General features: G+C 68.2%; 14 protein-coding genes and 1 tRNA gene. 6 read left to right on the forward strand and 9 right to left on the reverse strand.

Going from position 1 to position 19,008, the window contains the following annotated elements; all coding sequences use genetic code 11:
* Positions 1 to 17 precede the first annotated feature (17 nt).
* The 3 genes from HYV14_18295 to HYV14_18305 are packed head-to-tail and all read right to left on the reverse strand — an operon-like array spanning position 18 to position 2,845.
* A complete protein-coding gene (locus HYV14_18295; GenBank protein MBI2387942.1) occupies positions 18 to 344 on the reverse strand; it encodes a phosphotyrosine protein phosphatase in 327 nt (108 codons plus the stop codon).
* Positions 345 to 383: 39 nt separating this feature from the next.
* The gene (locus HYV14_18300; protein ID MBI2387943.1) at positions 384 to 1,853 is read right to left on the reverse strand and encodes a glycosyltransferase family 39 protein; all 1,470 of its coding nucleotides are present in this window, start codon (positions 1,851 to 1,853) and stop codon (positions 384 to 386) included.
* The gene (locus HYV14_18305; protein ID MBI2387944.1) at positions 1,850 to 2,845 is read right to left on the reverse strand and encodes a class I SAM-dependent methyltransferase; all 996 of its coding nucleotides are present in this window, start codon (positions 2,843 to 2,845) and stop codon (positions 1,850 to 1,852) included. Before HYV14_18305 ends, HYV14_18300 begins: the two co-directional genes overlap by 4 nt.
* A 26-nt stretch (positions 2,846 to 2,871) precedes the next feature.
* Here HYV14_18305 and HYV14_18310 point away from each other — a divergent pair, with 26 nt between their 5' ends.
* Positions 2,872 to 3,906 carry a trypsin-like peptidase domain-containing protein gene (locus tag HYV14_18310; GenBank protein ID MBI2387945.1) on the forward strand — a complete coding sequence of 345 codons (1,035 nt, stop codon included), beginning with the start codon at positions 2,872 to 2,874 and terminating at the stop codon, positions 3,904 to 3,906.
* A gap of 6 nt (positions 3,907 to 3,912) precedes the next feature.
* Here the strand turns inward: HYV14_18310 and HYV14_18315 are convergent, their stop codons facing one another.
* From HYV14_18315 to HYV14_18325, 3 genes are all read right to left on the reverse strand, one after another.
* The gene (locus tag HYV14_18315) at positions 3,913 to 5,127 is read right to left on the reverse strand and encodes a hypothetical protein (protein ID MBI2387946.1); all 1,215 of its coding nucleotides are present in this window, start codon (positions 5,125 to 5,127) and stop codon (positions 3,913 to 3,915) included.
* A gap of 13 nt (positions 5,128 to 5,140) precedes the next feature.
* Positions 5,141 to 6,451, reverse strand: coding sequence for a cytochrome ubiquinol oxidase subunit I (locus tag HYV14_18320; protein MBI2387947.1), 1,311 nt, complete (start codon positions 6,449 to 6,451; stop codon positions 5,141 to 5,143).
* Positions 6,452 to 6,521: 70 nt separating this feature from the next.
* Positions 6,522 to 7,931, reverse strand: coding sequence for a M20/M25/M40 family metallo-hydrolase (locus tag HYV14_18325; GenBank protein ID MBI2387948.1), 1,410 nt, complete (start codon positions 7,929 to 7,931; stop codon positions 6,522 to 6,524).
* Between the two features lie 198 nt (positions 7,932 to 8,129).
* Between HYV14_18325 and HYV14_18330 the strand changes: the two genes are divergently transcribed.
* Both HYV14_18330 and HYV14_18335 read left to right on the forward strand, forming a co-directional pair.
* On the forward strand, positions 8,130 to 9,209 hold the full coding sequence (locus tag HYV14_18330; GenBank protein ID MBI2387949.1) for an LptF/LptG family permease: 1,080 nt from the start codon (positions 8,130 to 8,132) through the stop codon (positions 9,207 to 9,209).
* Positions 9,206 to 10,279, forward strand: coding sequence for an LptF/LptG family permease (locus tag HYV14_18335; protein ID MBI2387950.1), 1,074 nt, complete (start codon positions 9,206 to 9,208; stop codon positions 10,277 to 10,279). The genes HYV14_18330 and HYV14_18335 overlap by 4 nt, the downstream gene beginning before the upstream one ends.
* 3 nt (positions 10,280 to 10,282) lie before the next feature.
* Here HYV14_18335 and traF read toward each other — a convergent pair whose 3' ends face one another.
* A complete protein-coding gene (gene traF / locus HYV14_18340) occupies positions 10,283 to 11,671 on the reverse strand; it encodes a conjugal transfer protein TraF (protein MBI2387951.1) in 1,389 nt (462 codons plus the stop codon).
* Between the two features lie 90 nt (positions 11,672 to 11,761).
* Positions 11,762 to 14,362: a hypothetical protein gene (locus HYV14_18345; protein MBI2387952.1), complete on the reverse strand. Its 2,601-nt coding sequence runs from the start codon at positions 14,360 to 14,362 to the stop codon at positions 11,762 to 11,764.
* Positions 14,363 to 14,500: 138 nt separating this feature from the next.
* Between HYV14_18345 and ychF the strand changes: the two genes are divergently transcribed.
* The 3 genes from ychF to HYV14_18360 all read left to right on the forward strand — a co-directional run bounded on the left by ychF (position 14,501) and on the right by HYV14_18360 (position 16,855).
* Positions 14,501 to 15,571, forward strand: a complete 1,071-nt coding sequence (ychF, locus tag HYV14_18350) for a redox-regulated ATPase YchF (GenBank protein ID MBI2387953.1) — start codon at positions 14,501 to 14,503, stop codon at positions 15,569 to 15,571.
* 7 nt (positions 15,572 to 15,578) lie between these two features.
* Entirely contained in the window at positions 15,579 to 16,736 is a 1,158-nt protein-coding gene (rlmD, locus tag HYV14_18355; protein MBI2387954.1) for a 23S rRNA (uracil(1939)-C(5))-methyltransferase RlmD, read from the forward strand.
* Between the two features lie 47 nt (positions 16,737 to 16,783).
* A tRNA-Arg gene (locus HYV14_18360) sits at positions 16,784 to 16,855 on the forward strand.
* A 20-nt stretch (positions 16,856 to 16,875) separates the two neighbouring features.
* Here HYV14_18360 and HYV14_18365 read toward each other — a convergent pair.
* Positions 16,876 to 18,903 (reverse strand): fused MFS/spermidine synthase, encoded by a 2,028-nt coding sequence (locus HYV14_18365; protein ID MBI2387955.1) that lies wholly within the window; start codon positions 18,901 to 18,903, stop codon positions 16,876 to 16,878.
* Between the last annotated feature and the right edge of the window lie 105 nt (positions 18,904 to 19,008).

Here is a 19,008-nt window from a genome sequence, read left to right on the forward strand (position 1 = left end):
CCTAGGCCGCGGCGCCGTCAGCGCGCGAAGAACGGGCCGGCCTTAGCTTCCAGCAGGCGTATCAGCTCGGAGTCCATGTAGCCGTAGTCGTCGGGGATGCCGAGGCAGACGACCTTCTTTCCCTTCAGGCAGGAGCCGAATGTCTTCATGAGTTTCGCGCGCTGCGCGTTCTCCATGACGAACACGAGGTCGGCCTGCTCGAGGAGCTCGGACGAGACCCGGACGTCCGCGCCGGGATTGAGCCCGGCGGAGGAGATCTCGAAGCCGCCGCGGCCTTGGAATATCCGTTCGGCGGTGGGGCTTCTCAGCCGATTGCGTCCGCAGATGAAAAGGGCTCGGCGCATCATCATCGTTCGAACTGTTTCCGGAAACAGTCCGCCGCGTCAGCGCCCCGGCGCGAGCGGGAAGATCACGAGCTTGCCGTCGTCCCAGACCGGCTTGCCTCGCCCGCGGAAGCGCTTCCACATCGAGCCGTCCGGCTCGGCGAAGAGGCCGCGCTTCTCCGACGCGACGAACCGCGCGCCTTTCGCGGCATGCTCGTCGACGGCGGCCTCGGCGGCCGCCGGCTCCTGCATGTCCAGCTCGCCGGACCAGCCGCGGCGATCGAGATAATACAGGAGGACGGAGGGGGCCTGGCAGTTGGTGTAGAACAGGTCTCCCTTCTCGCTGACGGCGTCAGCCGCCTTGGCGGCGCCGAGGGCGTAATCGAAACCCTGTCTATACCAGTGGCTGATGCGCAGGGCCGAATGCGCGGGGATCGCGACGAGCAGGAGGGCCACGCCCGCGAGCGCGAAGGACCGGTTCTTCGCGGCCGCTGCCTTCTCTCGCAAGCGCGCGACGCCGGCGCCGATGAGCCCGGCCGCGACGGGCGCCAGCGGCAGCGCCGTGTATTCGTGGGAGTGCGAGTAGCCCGACATCGCGAAGAGATGCAGGACCACGCCGAAAAACCAGGAGATCCAGAACGCGTCGCGCTTCTCCCAAAGGATCCGGCGCGCGCCGACGGCCAGGAACACGACGCCGGCGTAGGTCATGACCACTTCCGGGAAGCGCGAGAAGATCTGGAACTGGATGAAGTAGAGGATGCGCGAGTAATCGAGGAGGTTGGTGTACTCCCCGGCGTGCGTGGGAACGACGTAGACTCCTTGGCGCGCGTGCAGGTACCAAGCGATCACCCCGCCCATCGAGGCCAGCCCCGCGGCGTACATGCGCCAATCGGAGAGGGTCCGGCGTCCGAGCTTCCGCCAGGTCAGGCCCGCGAGGGGGACGAGGAGGTGCGCGTACGGGAGCTTGAGGCCGACCGCGACGAACGCGCAGGACACGGCGAGCGCCCAGGCGCTCCAGGGACGGCCGTCATCGAGAGAGCGGCTCCAGAAGAAGAGGGCGGCGACCAGGGCGAGGAGCGCGGTCGCCTCGGGCTGGACGGTGCGGCCGAAGTAGACCTCGACCGGCAGAAGGGAGAAGAGGGAGGCTCCCCAGAAGGCGGCTTCCCGCCCGAGTTCTTCGTCGAAGAAGGCGAAGAGGAGAAGGGCGGTGAAAAGGGACGCGGCGACGGAGATGAGCCGGCCCCATTTCTCGCCGAGGCCGCCGACCGGCCAGAGCTTACCGTAGAGCCACATGTGGACCGGGAGCTCCGTCGCGGCGAGGCGGTCCTCTCCGCCGTCCCAATCGATGCGGGGCTGGGCGATCGGGAGCGCGCCGCGCCAATAGCCGCGGGCGATCGAGGCGGTGTTGACCTGGCGGTGGAAGTGGTAATCGAGGAGCGGGGCGGTGAGGCCTTTCGCGTGGACGAGGAGGGACAGGAACGCGACGACGGCCAGGCAAAGCCCTCGCCGTTCGAGGAGAGCCTCGATCATTCCTTGAACGCGTACATCTCGAAGGTCCCGCCCGACTTGAACAGGGTCTCGAGGGCGGTCGCGGCGACGACGAGCGGGACCAGGAAGGGGAGAAGGGCGGCGTGCGCGGCGGTCTGGAACGGGTAGCGCACGGCCGTGTCGGTCCGGGCCGTCGAGTTCTTGAGGAGGGAGTAGAGCAGGTTGAAGCGGAAGCCGGCCGCGTTGAAGACGGACTGGAGGAGGCCGTAGGGGTTCTGCTCGAAGCTGTAGTGGTCGAGTTGGACGACGCGGAAGCGGTGGCGCGCGAGGATCGCCTCGAGGGACTTGACGGTGAAGTGGAAGTAGTGGCGGGGAGCGTCCACGTGGAACCAGTTGCCGCCGAAAAGCCGGGCCTGCCAGCTCCCGTAGTTCGGGACCGCGATGAAGAGGACTCCGCCCGGCTTGAGCAGCTCGTGCGCGCGCGCGACCGCGGCGACGGGGTTCGCGAAGTGCTCGAGCGTGTGGCAGAAGATCACCGCGTTGTAGCGGCTCTTCTCGTGGGGGGACGTGAGGAAATCGCCGGTCGCCACCTCGAGCTTGAGGACGCGGCGCGCGTGGTGGGCCGCGGTCTCGCTGAGCTCGAGGCCGTGGGCCTCATAGCCGAGCTCGCGCATGTAGGAGAGCATCATGCCGCGTCCGCAGCCGACGTCGAGCACCGGGCCGCGGGGGACCCGGTTGTAGAGGACGGCGGCGCGGCGCTTGCGGAACCACCGCACCAGGGCCTCGAAGACCGGGTTGAAGCGGACGTTCTCCTTGCCGTAGTACTGCTCGGGATACCACTTCCCGATCTCGTCTCCCGGGACCGGCGGCCAGGTGCGGCCGAAGCCGCAGTCCGGGCAGGTGAGCAGCTCGAACCCGTCCTCGTTGGACGGGGAGGCCTTCTCCGGGCCGTCGCAGCCGCAGGCCGGGCAGCGCGTGGGGCGCTTGTCCTGGTCGGAGAGCTCGGGCTGGAAGCGAGGGGCGGAAGTCGTCACGAGCGGAAATTATATAAAATTCGCCCATGCTCATCCGACTCCTCTGCGTCGTTCTCGCCCTGGCGGCCGCCTCGACCACGGTCCACGGCCTCCTCCCCGACGAGGAGAACACGATCAAGGTGTTCAAATCCGCCTCGGCCTCCGTCGTGTACGTCACGAACGTCGCCATCACGCAGAGCCCCTACATGGACGAGCAGGCGATCCCGCAGGGGACCGGCTCGGGGTTCGTGTGGGACCGCCAGGGTCACATCGTCACCAATTTCCACGTCGTGCAGGGCGGCAACGCCTTCCTCGTGACGCTCGGGGACCAGACCCAGCTCGAGGCGCGTCTCGTCGGCTCCGACCCGACGAAGGACATCGCCGTCCTCAAGGTCGAGAAGAGCCACGACAAGCTCGCGCCCGTGCGCGTGGCCAAGTTCGAGGCGCTGCAGGTCGGTCAGAAGACGATCGCCATCGGCAACCCGTTCGGCCTGGACCACACCCTGACGACCGGGGTCATCTCGGCCCTCGGCCGCGAGGTCCAGGGGATCAGCGGCATCACGATCCGGGACATGATCCAGACCGACGCGGCGATCAACCCCGGCAACTCCGGCGGCCCGCTGCTCGACTCGGACGGGAACCTGATCGGCATGAACACGATGATCTTCAGCCGGTCCGGCGGCAGCGCCGGGATCGGCTTCGCCGTCCCCGTGTCGTTCATCGCCCGCATCGTCCCGGAGCTGATCAAGTACGGCAAGGTCGTGCGGCCGGGCATGGGCATCACCATCCTGAGCACCGGCCAGAAGTACTATCTCATCGGGGACCGCCCCGGCGTCGTCGTCAACGAGGTCTCTCCCCGGGGGCCGGCGGCGAAGGCGGGCCTGCGCGGGCTGCGGCGCCTGCCGGGCGGCCGCGTGGCCGCCGGCGACGTCATCGTCGGCGTCGAGTCCTTCCCCGTGCGGGACTTCGACGACCTTTACAACGCGTTCGACCGCTTCAAGCCCGGCGACACGGTGTCGGTGAAGATCGAGCGCGGCGGCAAGCCTCTGTCTTTGCCGGTGACCCTCATCACCATCGAATAGGCCCGGCTAAAGGCCGCGGTTGCGCAAAGTGATCACGACGCCGAGTCCGGCGACGATCACGAGCCAGGAGACGAGCAGCGCGATGCTCGCCTTCCCCCAGGCCTTCATCCCCGGGCTCGCCTCCCAGCGCCCGGCCACGCGGCCGGACTGGTAGGCCACGGCCAGGATCCAGGCGAGGACGACCAGGCACAGGGCGAAGGTGACGAAGAAGAGGCTGGTGCTCCCCCAATCGATATTCAGGCGGTGGTCCGCGATCGCGTAGCCGAACCGGCCGAGGTAGCGCACGCGCAGCGCCTCGCGCGCGGCCGCCATCTCCAGCACGGTCGCGAACATCCCCGCCGCGGCCGCCCAGGCGAAGCGATGATGATCCTTTTCCCGCGCCTGCACGAAGTAGAGGAACCCGAGCAGGGCCAGCCCCAGCGTCAGCCCCAGCACGAACAGGGGGTGGGCGTGGAAGCGCAGGTCCCGCGGCAGGACCATCAGCCAGAGCAGTCCGGTGAGGGCCTCGATCGCGGTGGCGTGGAACGCCATCTTGGCGCCGAGGCGCCCGGCCCAATCGAGGTAGGCGGCGTCGGCGTCCGCGCGCGCGCGGAAATACCAGGAGTACAGCATCAGGAAGACTCCGGTCGCCGCGAAGGCGGGGACGATGAAGTGAAGGAAGCGCGGCAGGGAAAAATCATGGAGTACCGTCCCCGCGGTCGCGGCGGCGCCGCGGCCGGCGTACCAGCCGAGCCACTTCTCCGGCTGGAGCAGCTGGAAGCCGAGCACGTGCATGATGAAGCCCGCCGTCAGGAACAGCGCGAAGGAGAGCCCGGCGAAGGCGGAGCCCGCGTCGCCCTGCCGGTCCCGGGCCAGGTACAGCGACGCGTAGCCGGCCATCAGGATGAAGATGAAGCCGATCGCCCAAGCCGCGGACAGGTTGCTCGAGGCGTACCAGAAGGGGTCGTAGATGACCTGGACGAAGAGCAGGGGCGCGACGCCGAGCAGGATCGCCCCGGAGACGCTCGCCGTCGCGGCCTGGCCCATGCCTCCGGCCAGCCGGTTCCAGCGGTCGCCGCCCTTGAGCCGGCCGACGACGGTCAGGCAGGTCGCGCCGAGCGAGAGGTTCACGAACAGGATGTGCAGCGCGAAGGTGAGGACCATCAGCGCCTGGAAGACGGCCGGATAAAACGGGACGCCCATGGGGTCCTTGAGGAGCTGCAGCATCGCGGGGGTATCCATGACGGTTCTCCTTCTATTTCGCGATCGAGATCAGGTATTCGGCGAGGGCCTTCTTCTCCGTCTCCGTGCCGACGAACGGCGGCATGTACGGATAGGAGCCGAGGCTGTCGATGAAGCCGGCCAGGGAGTCGGCGTCGGTGAAGCCGAGCGCGCTCACCCGCTGCGGCAGCGGCCGCAGGCCTTTGGGCGAGAGCGTGTGGCAGGCGCTGCACTCGATCAGCGCCACCATGCGCCCGGCCTCGAGGCGGTTGGCGTCGCTCACCTCGCGCAGTCCGTCCGGCACGAAGGGCGCGAAGCGGAGCACGCCCTTCGCGTTGATCGCGGCCGTCTCCGAGGAGACCCCCTTGGCGGGAAGCTCCCCGCCGATGATCTGGTTGGAGTACATGAACTGCGGCATCAAGTAGGGCTTGCGGATCAGCTCCCGGCCGCGCTCGAAGGAGAAGATCGAGACGAACAGGACCGCGATCGCGAACACCGCGGGCGCGAAGCCGACCGACAGCGGCCGCCGGCGCAGGAAGGCGAAGTACGCGGCCATGAGCCCGATGGGGACGCACATGCCCTGCTTCAGGCCCGGCGTCAGGAGCGCGTCGAAGGTCGCGCGCGCGGCCTCGGGCAGGGAGGCGCGGTACCAGAAGAAGCATACGGTGCCGAGCGCCAGCCCGGCCAGGCCCCATAGGGACGCGATCCTGATCACGTCGGCGCGCGTCCGCGCGTCCTCCGCGCGGCTGGCCACGGCCACGGCGTAGGCGGCCGCGATCGCGAACATGCCCGTCGTGCGCAGGAAGAGCTGGGGCCAGTATGTCTCGTTGAAGAAGCCGTCGAAGAAGCCGCCGGTGACGAGCCAGCGTCCGGGCGTGAGCATGAAGGTCAGTATGCCGACGATGACGACCATCGTCGTCCACGAGCCCAGCGCGAAGATCCAGCCGATCTTGAGGTGCGTCTTCCGGTCGACCTTGTCGAAGGTGTAGTAATAGGTGAAGATTCCGGCGACCTCGATGAGGAAGAAGCACCACTCGGTCGCCCAGCCCCAGACGTAGTTGTGGATGAGCCCGGACAGGGCGCGCGGGGCGGCGGCCGAGGCCGAGAACCAGATGCCGACGCCGGTGATCGAGCCGAACACGTAGGCGAAGATCAGGAGCATGCGCGAGTACTTGCGCACGAACTCCAGGAGGTCGGGGCGCTCCTCGCGGTAGGCCTTGCTCTCGAGGTAGAGGTTGAGCCACATCGCGCTCACCGACAGGTGCGACGGGAGTATGTGGAACGTCGCGATCAGCGCGAGCACGCCGCCCGCGGTCAGGCCCGGAACTTCCCAGACTGGATACATGAAGACCCCCGTTGGGCTCTAAAGGAGAGCGCAACGGGGGTCATGCAACGATAATTCCTTGACGCCGCCGTTACTTGACGGAAGGCAAGTCCGCGATCTCCGCGTACAGGTGGACGGCCGAGGCGATCGCCTTCTGGAACATGCCCAGGTGCAGGCTCTCGTTCTCCGAGTGCGGGTTGGAGAGCGGGTCCTCGACGCCGATGAGCAGCGCGGGCGCGCCTTTCAAGGCTTTCGCGAAGGGCCCGACGAACGGGATCGAGCCGCCGCAGCCCATGTCCACGGCCGGCCGCCCGTAGCCCTTCTTGAGCGCCGTGCGCGCCGCGGTGAAGGCGGGCGCGTCGGTGTCCGTCGTCCACGACGGGCTCGCCGTCTCCCCGGAGAACTCGACCTTCACGCCCCAAGGGGCGTTCTTGACCAGGTGCTTCTTGAGGTCGGCGAGCGTCTTCTTCGGGTTCATGCCGGGGACCACGCGTATGCCCATGTGCGCCCACACCGAGTCGTTGATGATGTTCGCGCAGTCCTTCTTCGACGAGGCCTGGATCGCGTTCACGGAGAACGACGGGATGTACCAGTTGGAGCGCAGGATGTCCTTCGGGCTGACCATCAGCTTGGTGCCTTTGAACAGGCCGCTCTGCTCGCGGAACGTCTTCTCGGAGAGCTTGAGGGCCTTGAGGCTCGCTTCGGACGCCTTCGCGGGCTTGGCGACGTCCTTGTAGATCCCCGGGATCGTCATGCGCCCCTTGGCGTCGACGACGGAGGCGATCATCTTCGACAGGGCCAGCACGGGGTCGACGACGGGCCCGCCCCACATGCCGGAGTGGAGAGGGTGGTCCATCGAGCGCACGGTCACGTCGAGCGCGACGATCCCGCGCAGCGCGACGGTGATCGAAGGCGTCTCGTGGTCGAAGTTGCCGGTGTCGGTGAGGACGATCACGTCGGCCATCACCTTCTCCGCGTACTTCTCGAGGAAAGGCTCCAGATTGTCGGAGCCGCACTCCTCCTCGCCCTCGATGATCAATTTCACGTTGACCGGCAGCGAGCCGTGGGTCTTGAGCCAGGACGCGATCGCGCTCGTGTGGGCGACCGCGCCGGCCTTGTCGTCGGCGCAGCCGCGGCCGAACAGGCGGCCGTCGCGCTCGGTGGGCTCGAACGGCGGGGACTTCCACAGCTCCTCGCGGCCGGCGGGCTGGACGTCGTGGTGCGCGTACAGCAGGAGGGTCGGCTTGCCCGGGGCGTGCAGCCAGTCGGCGTAGACGTACGGGTGGGCGCCGGGCAGCTTCAGGATCTCGACGTTCTCGAGGCCGCGCGCCTTGCACAGGGCGGCGACGGCTTCGGCGGAGCGCTCGACTTCCTTGGGGTCGAAGCCGGGGAACGAGACGCTCGGTATGCGGGCCAGCAGCTTCAAGTCCTCGAGGAACTCGGAGTTGTGATCATCGGCGTACAGCGCGGCAACGGCGGATCGGGAGGAGAGGTCGCTCATGAATCCGATGATACAAATATGGACGGCATCCAACCATGAATGGTGTCAGGCCTAACAATTCGTCGAATTCATGCGGGGCCAATCCCGCCCGTCCCCGACGGACGACACTCCTCCACCCCCGCCCACATGAGAATTCGACGAATTGTTAGGCCTGACACCGTCATACGGCGCTGGGTCAAAGTTGATAGAATCGGCCTGATGCCGATCCTGCCGCGCTACATCCTGCGCCAGTTCCTGCCGGTCTTCGGTGCCAGCGTCGCCCTGTTCCTGGGCGTGCTGATGATGAACCAGTTCCTGCGTCTGTTCTCGCTGGCGATGATGAAAGGCATACCGGTCTGGTGGATACTCAGCTGCTTCGCCCGGCTGCTGCCCTCTTTCGCGGCGCTGGCCGTGCCGATGTCCTTCCTCGTCGCGGCGATGGTGGTCCTGGGCCAGCTCGCCGACAGCGGCGAGATCATGGCCCTGCGCGCCAGCGGATTCTCCTACCGCGAGATCACCCGTCCCCTTCTCTGGACGTCCATCCTCCTGTCGGCGCTCCTCCTCGCTGTCAACCACAAGCTTGGGCCGGACGGCTTCCACTCCTTCAAGAAGCGCACGACCGAGGCGGCTCAGAAGGTGGCTCGCGTGGAGCTGCGCTCGCGCTCCTTCACCGAGCTGGGGCCGTGGCGCCTGTACGCGCGCGGCTCGGACGCGAAGACGGGCTTCCTCGAGGGCGTCTATCTCGTCAAGCCGGGGCAGTCGTCGGGCATGCGCATCAACGCCGAGAAAGGGAAGCTGACCTCGGAGCCGGGACGGGGGATCACGCTCGAGCTGCTCGACGGCCAGCTGCAGCTCCCGAGCCGTGAGCCGGAGCGCTTCACCTCCGGGCGCTTCGAGCGCTACAGCGTCTTCGTGCCCCTGACCGCCGCCGCGGCGCCGCGCGAGCTCGACATGCAGGAGATGAGCACCTCGCGGCTGCGCGCGAAGGCGTCCGAGCCGGAGACGCCCGCTGACCGGCGCCTCGAGTACCGCGTCGAGGCGGCCGTGCGCACGGTCGGGGCGCTCTCGCCGTTCGTGTTCTTCTGGGTCGGCGTCCCGCTCGGGATGGCCAAGCGCAAGACTCGCGGCGCGGACCTCGCCGCCAGCCTCGGCGTCATGTTCGTCTTCTACGGCCTTCTCGTCGTGGGGATCAGCCTGGGCCGCCGGCACGAGTCCCTCGCGTCCGTGGCCCCCTGGCTGTGCGACGCGGCGGGCCTGCTCGCGGGGATCGTCCTGACGCGCAAGGCGGCCGCGCAGTGACGATCTACACGCGCTACATGGTCGGGCGCTTCGTGAGGCCCTTCGCCTTCGGCCTCGGGCTGTTCGCGGTCCTCATCTTCCTCGGCGACACCTTCGACAAGATGAACCCGATCATGCGCTCGCACGCGCCGCTGATGACCATCCTCGAATGCCTCTGGCTCGAGGTCCCGTACTGGGCCGGGCGCGTGATCCCGATGGCGACCCTTCTGGCGACTTTGGTCGCCATCGGCGGCTTCGTGCAGAGCGGCGAGTGGCTCGCGTCGCAGTCCTGCGGCATCGAGACGAAGCGCTTCTGGCTCCCGGTGCTCGGCTGCGCGCTGGGGGTGTCCGTGCTCGCCTTCGCCGCCCAGGAGACGATCATGCCCGCGGCCTGGGCCCGCTCCCGCCGGCTGTGGCGCGAGAAGGTCCATCCCGAATGGGAGTGGACGAAGTATCAGAACGTGGCCCTGCTCGGCGGCGAGGATCAGTTCGTCCAGGCCTGGCTGTTCCTCCCGAAGGAAGGCAAGCTCGAGCGGCCGACCCACGAGACGATGGGCGCCCACGGCGTGGACCGGCAGCTCGACGCGAAATACGCGTTCTGGGATCCCGCGCGCGAACGCTGGGTGTTCCACGACGGCGTCGAGCGCGTGTTCGGCCCGACGGGCGTCGTCGAGACCCCCTTCGAGACCAAGGTCTCGGAGCTGAGCGCGCCGCCGCTCAGCCTCGTGCCGCGCGCGACGAGCCCCGACGAATTGACCATGCGCGAGGCCCTCGCCTACGCGCGGCGCGTCGGGCGCTTCGGCGGCTCGCCGCGGGAGTATGAGGTGGCGGCGATGGCGAAGATCGCCTACCCCTTCACGAACCTGATCATCTGCGCCCTCGGCATCCCCATCGCGCTGCGGCTGCGCAAATCGTCGCGGGTCGTGGCGTTCTGCGCGGCGCTCGGGCTGTCCTTCATCTTCCTTTGGATGATGGAGATCGGCCGCACCCTCGGCGTCAGCGGCCGGCTGCCGCCGCTGGCCGCGGCGTGGATGGCCAACGCCGGCTTCGGCGCCCTCGCCCTGTTCCTGATCCGGCGCTGGGACCTATAGCCCCTACGGCTTCGCGGCCGGGGCGGACTGCTTCAGCTCCTCGGCCTTGAGGTCCTCCTGCGCCTTCTCGGCGGCCTTCCTGATCGTCTCGGTCGACGCGGGCTGATCGTCCGCCGGAGGCGCGGACTTCCATTCGCGCGCGGGGGCCTCGGGTTCTTTCTCCGAGTCTCCGCCGAAGAGCACGCTGAGTTGGACGCCGAGCGCGACCTCACGGGGCATCTTCTTCTCCGTGCCCTGGCTCTCGGTGACCACGCGCTTGTTGCTGACGGCGGCGGAGGCGTCCAGCATGACGTGCAGGAAATTGAGGCCGGCGCCCAAAGTGAGCACGTTCCCGGCGGAGGTCTCCGCCGTGTTCCTCGTCAGCCCGATGCGCAGCGGGATGTTGATCCAGGAGCGGTTGAATACGTTGAACTCGCTGCCGACGCCGATCTGGCGGCTGGCCGCGTTGTCGACGGGGGTGAGGTTCCGCGTGAGATCCAGGTCCGCGGCGATGTTCCACCAGTCGAAGGGGGTGATCGAGGCGCCGAGGCGGAGCTGCGGGTTCACCGCGAACTTGCCGGTGACGCCCGCGGCCGTCGCCGCGGCGGGCTGCTTGAACTTGGGGTTGTTGAGGTTGCGGCCGACGAGCCCAACGCGCGGCTTGAGCGCGACGCCGCCGAAGGAGCGGTCGAGGTCCCACAGCGCGCCGAGGTCCACGCCGAAGTTCGCGCTCTTCGTCGCGCCGTCCTTCAGCTTCGAGACGATGTTGTCCTGGTCGTTGTTGTTGCGCAGGACGAAGTAGTCCGAATAGCCGACCTGCGCGCTCATGAGCTTCAGCGCGCCGCCGAGATACAGGCCCTGGGCGAAGGGAAGCTCGCGGCCGTAGGCGGCGCCGAGCTCGACGACGTTGGCGCCCTTGACGATGAGCTTGGAGTTGTTCGTGCCGTTGGTGATGTCGGCGGCGGCGGTATTGACGCGGTCCACCTGGGGCACGGCGCCGGCGTCTATCGAGCCGTTGAAGAAGATCCCGAGTCTTCCCGTCTTGACGTTGACTCCGAGGTCGGCGTCGAAGCGCATGCCGCTGCCGGGCTGGTCGAGCTTGTCGAGGGCGTCGTTGACCTCGGCCTGCGTCGGCGCCGTGCCCCGGTCCTTGAGGTTCTCGAGGTTCTTGGCGCCCTCGATCACCGAGCCGGTGAGCGCGGCGTGCACGCCGAGGGGGATCTGGACGCCGTGCGTGTTGGGCGTCGGCCGCCCGAGCGCGGCCGGGTTCCAGTACGAGGCCAGCGGCCCTTGGGCCAGGGCCACGCCGGCGCCGCCCATGCCCAGGGCGCGCGCGCCGCGGGAGTGCCATTCGAGGGCTCCGGCGGGGGAGGCCGCGAGCAGGAGGGCGAGCGGGAAAAGGATATTGTTCATGGCCGCAGTATGACAAATCGGAGACGGCCGAAAAAGGGCCGGGCGGCCCGCAAGGGCCGCCCGGTTTTTTTCTCCTGGTGAGGAGAGCTTTTAGCGCGACTCGAGGCTGCGGAACCAGCTCTGGATCGCGTCCACGTGCTGCTGCACCTCGTCCTGCGGGCCTTCGATGATCAGCAGGTAGTCGGTGCTGAGCCAGCCGCCGTACGACTTGAGCTCGTACTTCACGCCGGCCTCGTCGAGGTAGCGGCGCAGCTGGTTGACGACGCGGCCGCGGTACAGCGCGCCGACGGAGAAGGTCATCTTGGCCTTGACCATCGGAGACTGGCCGTCCGCGGCCAGCAGCCCGGTGTTCAGCGTGCCGCCGCCGAGGCTCTCGGCGCCGGTGAGCTTGACGGCGGACAGCGGGCCGGCCAGCCGCGACAGGAAGCTCGCGACGCCGCCGACGCGGCTCTGCGGGAGGTCGATGCCGTGGGCCTTCGCGGCCGCGCGGATCTCCGCCTCATGCAGGATCGTGCCGTCCTTGCCCGTCGCGTTGACGAGGACCTGGGCCATCGCGTCAGGGATGCGGGAGGCCTTGGCGAACATCGTCGGCATGACGAGGGACTCGGCCATCGCCGCGCCCTCCGCCTCGCCGAGCTTGGCGATCAGCGCCTTGCGGAGCTTCCACGCGAAGCCGCCCCACGCCTGGCCCTGGTCGTGCACCTCGTCGTACTCGTTGTATTGATAAGTATTTTCGCCATGGCGAATGTAGTCGACGCCGCCGCGGCTTTGCTTGAGGAAGTGCTCGCCGATGATCGGGTTGTTCAGGCGGAACATCGAGAGGATGTCGCCCCAGCCCTCGGACAGGCCGCCGTTGACGATGCCGCCGGTGAAGTCGTCCCAGTAGTGGCCGTTCTCGTGCTCGGCGACGGTGTCGTACGCGGAGTTCACGCAGTTCTTGCTCGACCGGAAGAAGTTGAGGGTCGGGCGGCCCGGCGTGTAGTAGGCGTTGCACTCGTCGTTGATGTTCGTGCGGACCGGGAGCTGCGTCTTGTCCATGCGCTCGTTGCTGAGGCCGCGCTCGCGAAGGAAGGCGAGGGAGAGGTTCACCTTGTGGAAGGCGTTGACCTGGGCCAAGGTGTTCTCGTCGGTGACGCCCGCCTGGGGGTTGAAGACGACCTTGTTGTCGCCGGGCTTGACCGCGACCTTGACCGACAGCGTCGCGCCCTGCTGGTTCTCGACGCGGACCCACGGGCCGGACAAAGTCGCCGTCAGCTCGAGCCCCTCGGGGCCCACGGTCAGGTCGGCGGGGAGCTTGCCGTTCTTGTCGGTGACGTAGGACTTGCCGCCGATCTTGACCTCGAGGAAGGGGAGCGGGACCTCGGAGATCTCGGAGGTCGCCAGGATCGGGCCCCGGTCGACGGCCTTGCCGCTGACGGTGCCCGTCACGCCGCCCGCGGCCGGCTCGGAGGCGCTCTCCAGGCCCGTGCGGTTGTCCCACGCGAACACGAGGCCGCTGACGACGTCCACGGCCACCATGAACGGCAGGCCCTCGGCGACGTACAGCTTCACGTTGCGCCACTCGCCGCGAGAGTAGACGATCTTCTGCTCGTAGAACTCGAAGGCGTTGGCGACGTCGGAGGTCGGCATGCCGGTGCGCTCGGCGATCTTGTCCATGATCTGGTCGTCGGTGAGCACCGTCTCGGTGTTGACGTCCAGCTGCGGGAAGATCTGCCCGGTCTGCGCGACGATCGTCGGCTGGCCGTTCAGGGTCTTGATCGTGAAGGACAGGGCCGAGCCGTTGACGACGAGGCCGTTCTTGGTCTGCCGGAAGTACACGAAGAGCGTGTCGGCCTGCTCACCCTTGCCGGTGAACTTCTGGGCGTGGATGAGGCGCAGGTCGGCGCTCGACACGCCGTAGCGCGCCGGGTCGGCGTCGATCATCGCCTTGACGGCGTCGACGACGGCCGTACCGTTGGCCGGGTCGGCGGCGAGGACCTTGCGGCTCGTCTCGAAGATGCCGCCCACGTCGCGGGCGCCGGGAAGGCCGTACGCCTCGACGCGCGTGGTCGGCTCGCGGTCGGGGGAGGGGGTGGTCGGCTGCTCGTCGGTGACGGTGCCGTTGGGCAAGGTGATCGGCTTCTGCTCCTTGAGGCCCATGCGCGCGAAGATCGGCGCGGAGCGCTCGGCGGCGCCGTCGAAGGAGACGGAGGCGGCGGGGCGGCGGAGCAAGACGTCGAGGACGCGGCCGGCGAGGCTCTTCGCGACGGGGGCGGCGGCCTTCGCGGCGGGCGCCTGCGCGGCGGGGACGGACGCGGCGTATTCGGCGGCCTCGGCGGCGACGCCCGAGGCGGCGGCGCCGGGGGTGCGGACCACGATGGCCTTTGCGTTGTCGGGGGTCGCGGCGGCGGCCGTGACGGCGGTCAGGGCCGACGGAGCCTGAAGGGCGGCGGTCGGGACCACGGAGACGAGGGGCGCGGGCGTCGCGCTCGGCGCGGAGAGGGAGCCGTTGAGGCCGAGGGTCGCCGGGGAGCTGGTCAGGCTGCCGGCGCTCGGCAGGATGCTGCCTCCGAGGGCGGGCACGACGGGGACCCCGGCACTGGAGCCGGCGCCCACCTGCACGCGCATCTGCGCGGCGGCGGGCAGCGGGCCGGAGGCGAGGAAAAGGGAGAGGGCGAGGAACACGGGAGACAGGCGGGTTTCTTTCTTCATGGGCGCATCCTATCAACTCCCGGGATTCGGCCATGAGGGCCGATGGTCCTTGATGGGATGGGGGATAGGGCCCAGATTAATCCGGGACCTTCGGCACCCCGACCCGGCCGTGCACGATTTGATATCATGACGTCCCCCATGGAAATAGGCATCGTCGGTCTCCCCAACGTCGGCAAGTCCACCATCTTCAACGCATTGACTTCCGGTAATGCGGCCGCCTCCAACTATCCGTTCACCACCATCGAGCCCAACGTGGGCGTCGTCGGCGTGCCCGATCCGAGGCTCCAGCGCCTGACCGAGCTGGCCAAGCCCAAGAAGACGATCCCCGCCTCCTGCCGCTTCGTCGATATCGCCGGTCTCGTGAAAGGCGCCGCTTCGGGCGAAGGCCTGGGAAACAAGTTCTTGGCGAACATCCGCGAGGTCGACGCGATCCTTCACATGGTCCGTCTGTTCAAGGACCCGGACGTCATCCACACCATGGGCGGGGTCGATTTCAAGCGAGACATAGACGTCATCGAGACCGAGCTGATGCTCGCCGACCTCGAGAGCATCTCGAAGCAGTACGACAAGGTCTCCGGCAAAGCCAAATCGGGCGATAAGGCCGCGAAGGAAGCGATGGTCGTGCTCGACGCCCTCAAGAGCGGCCTCGAGGCGGGCAAGCCCGCCCGCGCCCTCGGCCTCGATCCGAAGGTCCTCCAGGATTTCGCCTTGCTCACCGCCAAGCCCGTCCTTTATGTCGGCAACACCGATGAGAACCCCGATCCCTCGACGCTCGAGGAGTTCAAGGCCTTCACGAAGGCCCGCGGCTCCGAATCGGTGGTGATCTGCGGCAAGCTCGAGAGCGAGATCGCCCAGCTCTCAGGCGAGGACCGCGAGATGTTCATGAAGGAGCTCGGCATGAAGCAGAGCGGTCTCGAGACCGTGATCGTCGGCGCCTACAAGACACTCGGCCTGTGCTCCTACTTCACCGTCGGCGTCGAGGAAGTCCGCGCCTGGACCATCCACGTAGGAGACAAGGCGCCGCGCGCCGCGGGCGTGATCCACACCGACTTCGAGAAGGGCTTCATCAAGGCCGACATCTACGGCTACGCCGACATCGACAAGCTCGGCTCCGAAGCGGCCCTGAGAGAGAAGGGCCTGATCCGCTCCGAAGGCAAAGAGTACACGGTCAAAGACGGCGATGTCTGCCATTTCAAGTTCGCCAACTGAAGCCTCGTTGCTTTGCCGTCACTTCGGCGCCTGCGGCGGCTGCTCCCTTCAGGACAAATCCTATGAGTCCCAGCTTGTCCTGAAGAAGGACAAAGTCCTCGCCGCCCTGTCGGGGATCGAAGGCCTTCCCGAGGCGTCCGTCCTGGGCGCCCCCGACATCTGGAACTACCGCAACAAGATGGAGTTCAGCTTCGGCGACGTCTATCCGCCCGTCGCGGGACAGTGGCTCAAGCTCGGCATGAAGCCCAAGGGACGCTGGTACGAGATCCTCGACCTTCAGGAGTGCCGTCTTCCCAGCCCCGAGGCGGCGAAGCTGCTCGCCTCTGTCCGCGCCTGGGCGGAGCGCGAGAAGGTTCCCCCGTACAATTCCCATAAAAAAGAAGGCGTTTTGCGTCATCTCGTCCTGCGCGAGGCCAAGAATCGTCCCGAGCGCATGGTGCTGCTCGTCACGACGGACGGGAAGATCCCCAAGCCTTCCTTTATAGAAGCGGTCCAGTCGGTCTACCCCGCGACGACAATCCTTCTCGGCTCCAACGCCAAGGCCTCTGATACCGCGATCTCGGACAGCCTCGAGACCTTGACGGGCGCGGGCTTTATCACCGAGACCTTGTACTTCCCCGACGGCGCCGTCGACTACCGCATCTCCCCGCACTCCTTCTTCCAGACCAACACCAAGGGCACCGAGGCGCTGTACGGCCTCCTTCGCTCCTGGACGCGCGAGCTTCCGGGAACGGGTACGGTGCTCGATCTCTACTGCGGCGGCGGCGGGATCGCGTTGTCGCTGGCGGGAGCCGCGCGCAAGGTCGTCGGCGTCGAGCTCAACCCCTCGGCCGTGGCCGACGCGAAGGCCAACGCGGAACGCAACGGGTTCAAGAACTGCGAGTTCTACTGCGCGGCCGTCGAGCTGCTCCTGCCCGCGCTCCTCGACCTGCGCCCGGAGGCCGTCGTCGTGGACCCGCCGCGCGCGGGCCTTCACGCCAAGGCCGCCGCGACCTTGCTCGAGATGGCGCCGCCCCTGATCTTCTACGTCTCCTGCAATCCCGAGTCCCTGGGCCGGGACCTCGGCCTGCTCAAGGAGAAATACGCCGCCGACCGGCTCGTCGTGGTCGACCTTTTCCCGCACACGGACCACGTCGAAACCGTCGTCCGCCTCGTGCGTCGCTAGCCAGGCCGCCCGGCGATAAACTATAATCACGCGTCGGGCCGTCGATTGCGCTCGTAACACAAAGGATAGTGTCCCGCCCTGCGAAGGCGGGTATCCAGGTTCGATTCCTGGCGAGCGCAATGGACGGCCCGGTTTTTTTCTAGAACGCGAGCGCGGGCAGAAGACTCGCGTGCCGGTCGGTCCAGGCCGCCGCGTCCGCCGGCCCCTTGCCGAGCTCCCGCCAGCCTTTCTTCTCCACGAGTCTGCCGATCGCCGCGGCGTCGCGGCTGACCGCCACCCACACCGACGGGACGCCGCCGTCCCCGCCGGAGAGCTGCCGCTTCGCCGCGGCGGAGAGCCCGAGGTCGCGCGCGGCCGCGCCGAGCACCGGGCGCAGATCGAGATAGCGGTTGGAGATATGGCAGAGGATCACGCCGCCGGGCTTCAGGCGGCGCAGATAGGAGGCGAAAGCCTCCTCGGTCAGAAGATGGATCGGGATCGAGCCGCTGCTGAAGGCGTCGAGGATGAGCGCGTCGTAGGACGCGCCGTCGGCCTTCTCGAGGGAGAGACGCCCGTCCCCCACCACGACGCGGACCGCGGACTCGCTGCGCCGCAGATGCGTGAACCAGCGTTCGGCGATGGCGGCCACGTCGGGGTCGAGCTCGTAGAAATCCATGCTCATGCCGCGGCGGCCGTACGCCGCGAGGCTGCCCGCGCCGAGGCCGACGACCCCGACCGAGGTCCAGGGGCCGAGCGTCGCCGCGGCCTCGCCGAGAGGCGAGGCGAACCCGTAGTACGACAACGGCTCGTCCTGGCGGACGGGATCGAGGGACTGAGCGCCGTGCTCGGTGTTGCCGTGGAACAGGCTGCGCACGCCGCCTTCGTCGCGGACGGAGTACACGCCGTAGAAGTTGCGCAGGCTGTGCACCGTGCCGGACCGGCTGGCGGCCGAGGTGACCCCCGCGGCGACGGCGACGGCGAGGGCGGCGAGGGCGGCCGCGGCCTTGCGGTGCGGGCGGATCTGCTCCCAGTCGCGGACGAGGATCGCGGCGGCGGCGACCGCGCCCACGGCGGCCCAGTCGAGGGCCAGCGCGCCGACGGCCCGGCCAAGGCAGGGCACGGCCAGCCCGACGAGGACGCTGCCGAGCAGGCCGCCGGCGGCGATCCAGCTGTAGTACTCAGCCATCGCCCGCTCCGACGCGGGGCGGGCCGTCGCAAGCGACCGGTGGAAGATCATGCTCAGCGCGAAGAGCGCGAAGAGGACGTAGCCGAATTTCCCGAGGTCGAGCAGGCGGCTGAGGATCTGCGCGGGCGTCGAATCCAGGGAGAACCAGAAGGCGAGCCCCGCCGGGATGAGGATCAGCGCGAGGAAGACGGCGAACACCGGGAGCAAAGTCCGGTTCAGCTTCTCGGGGTACCAGGGCACGCGCTTGAAGTTCAGCACGAAGGTGAGCAGATAGGTCGCCAAGGGCGCGGTCCAGAGCAGCGGGACCGCGGCGAAGTCCATGCTCAGGAGGTTCGTCGCGGCGAGCAGGGCCGCGCACGGCGCGGCGCTGAGCAGCAGCCACAGCGCGCGCTCGCGCCGCGACGGGGCGCTCCCGCCGGCGGCCGGCTCGACGAGCGCGCCGCTCCCGCGGGGGGCGCAGGAGAGGCACAACGCCGCATACGCCGCGTAGAGCCCGCGCCACAGCCAGCCCTGCGCCGGGAGGGACAGGAGCGGTTCGATGGCGAGGGGATAGGCGAGCAGCGCGCAGGCGGCGCCGGCGTTAGACGCCGCGTAGAGGAAATAGCCGTCGGACCGCTCCGCGCACGACGACCGCATCAGCCAGCTTTGCGCGACGACGACCGTCGTGGACAGGACGAAGAACGGCGCCCCGACCGAGAAGACCAGGGACCAAAGGAGCCCGGCGAACGGGCCGGACGCCGCGAGCGGCGCGGGGAGGGTCAGCGGCAGGAAAAAGAACGGGAGCACCAGCGCGACGGCGTGCGCCCGCGGGTGGAGCCGCGCCCGGCGGCCGTAGAGGTAAGAGAGGAGCAGGAGCCCCTGGAAGAACATCATGGCGCCGGTCCAGACGTAGGCGCTGCCGCCGAAGCGCGGCAGCAGCAGCTTGGCGGCGGCCAGCTCCAGGCAGAAGGCGAGGAAGGAGCCGAGGAACGCGAGGGCCTGAAAACGGGTTCGTTGAGGCAACCCCGACAGTGTATAAATTCTCAAACTTACGGGCGCGGGCGGGCTTGCGCTGGCGCCGCAAGGGGGGTACAGTCTGCAAGGAACATTGCGGCCGCGCCGTTGTCG

The organism is Elusimicrobiota bacterium, assembly GCA_016182905.1.
In the GTDB taxonomy this organism is placed as follows: Bacteria; Elusimicrobiota; Elusimicrobia; order UBA1565; family UBA9628; genus GWA2-66-18.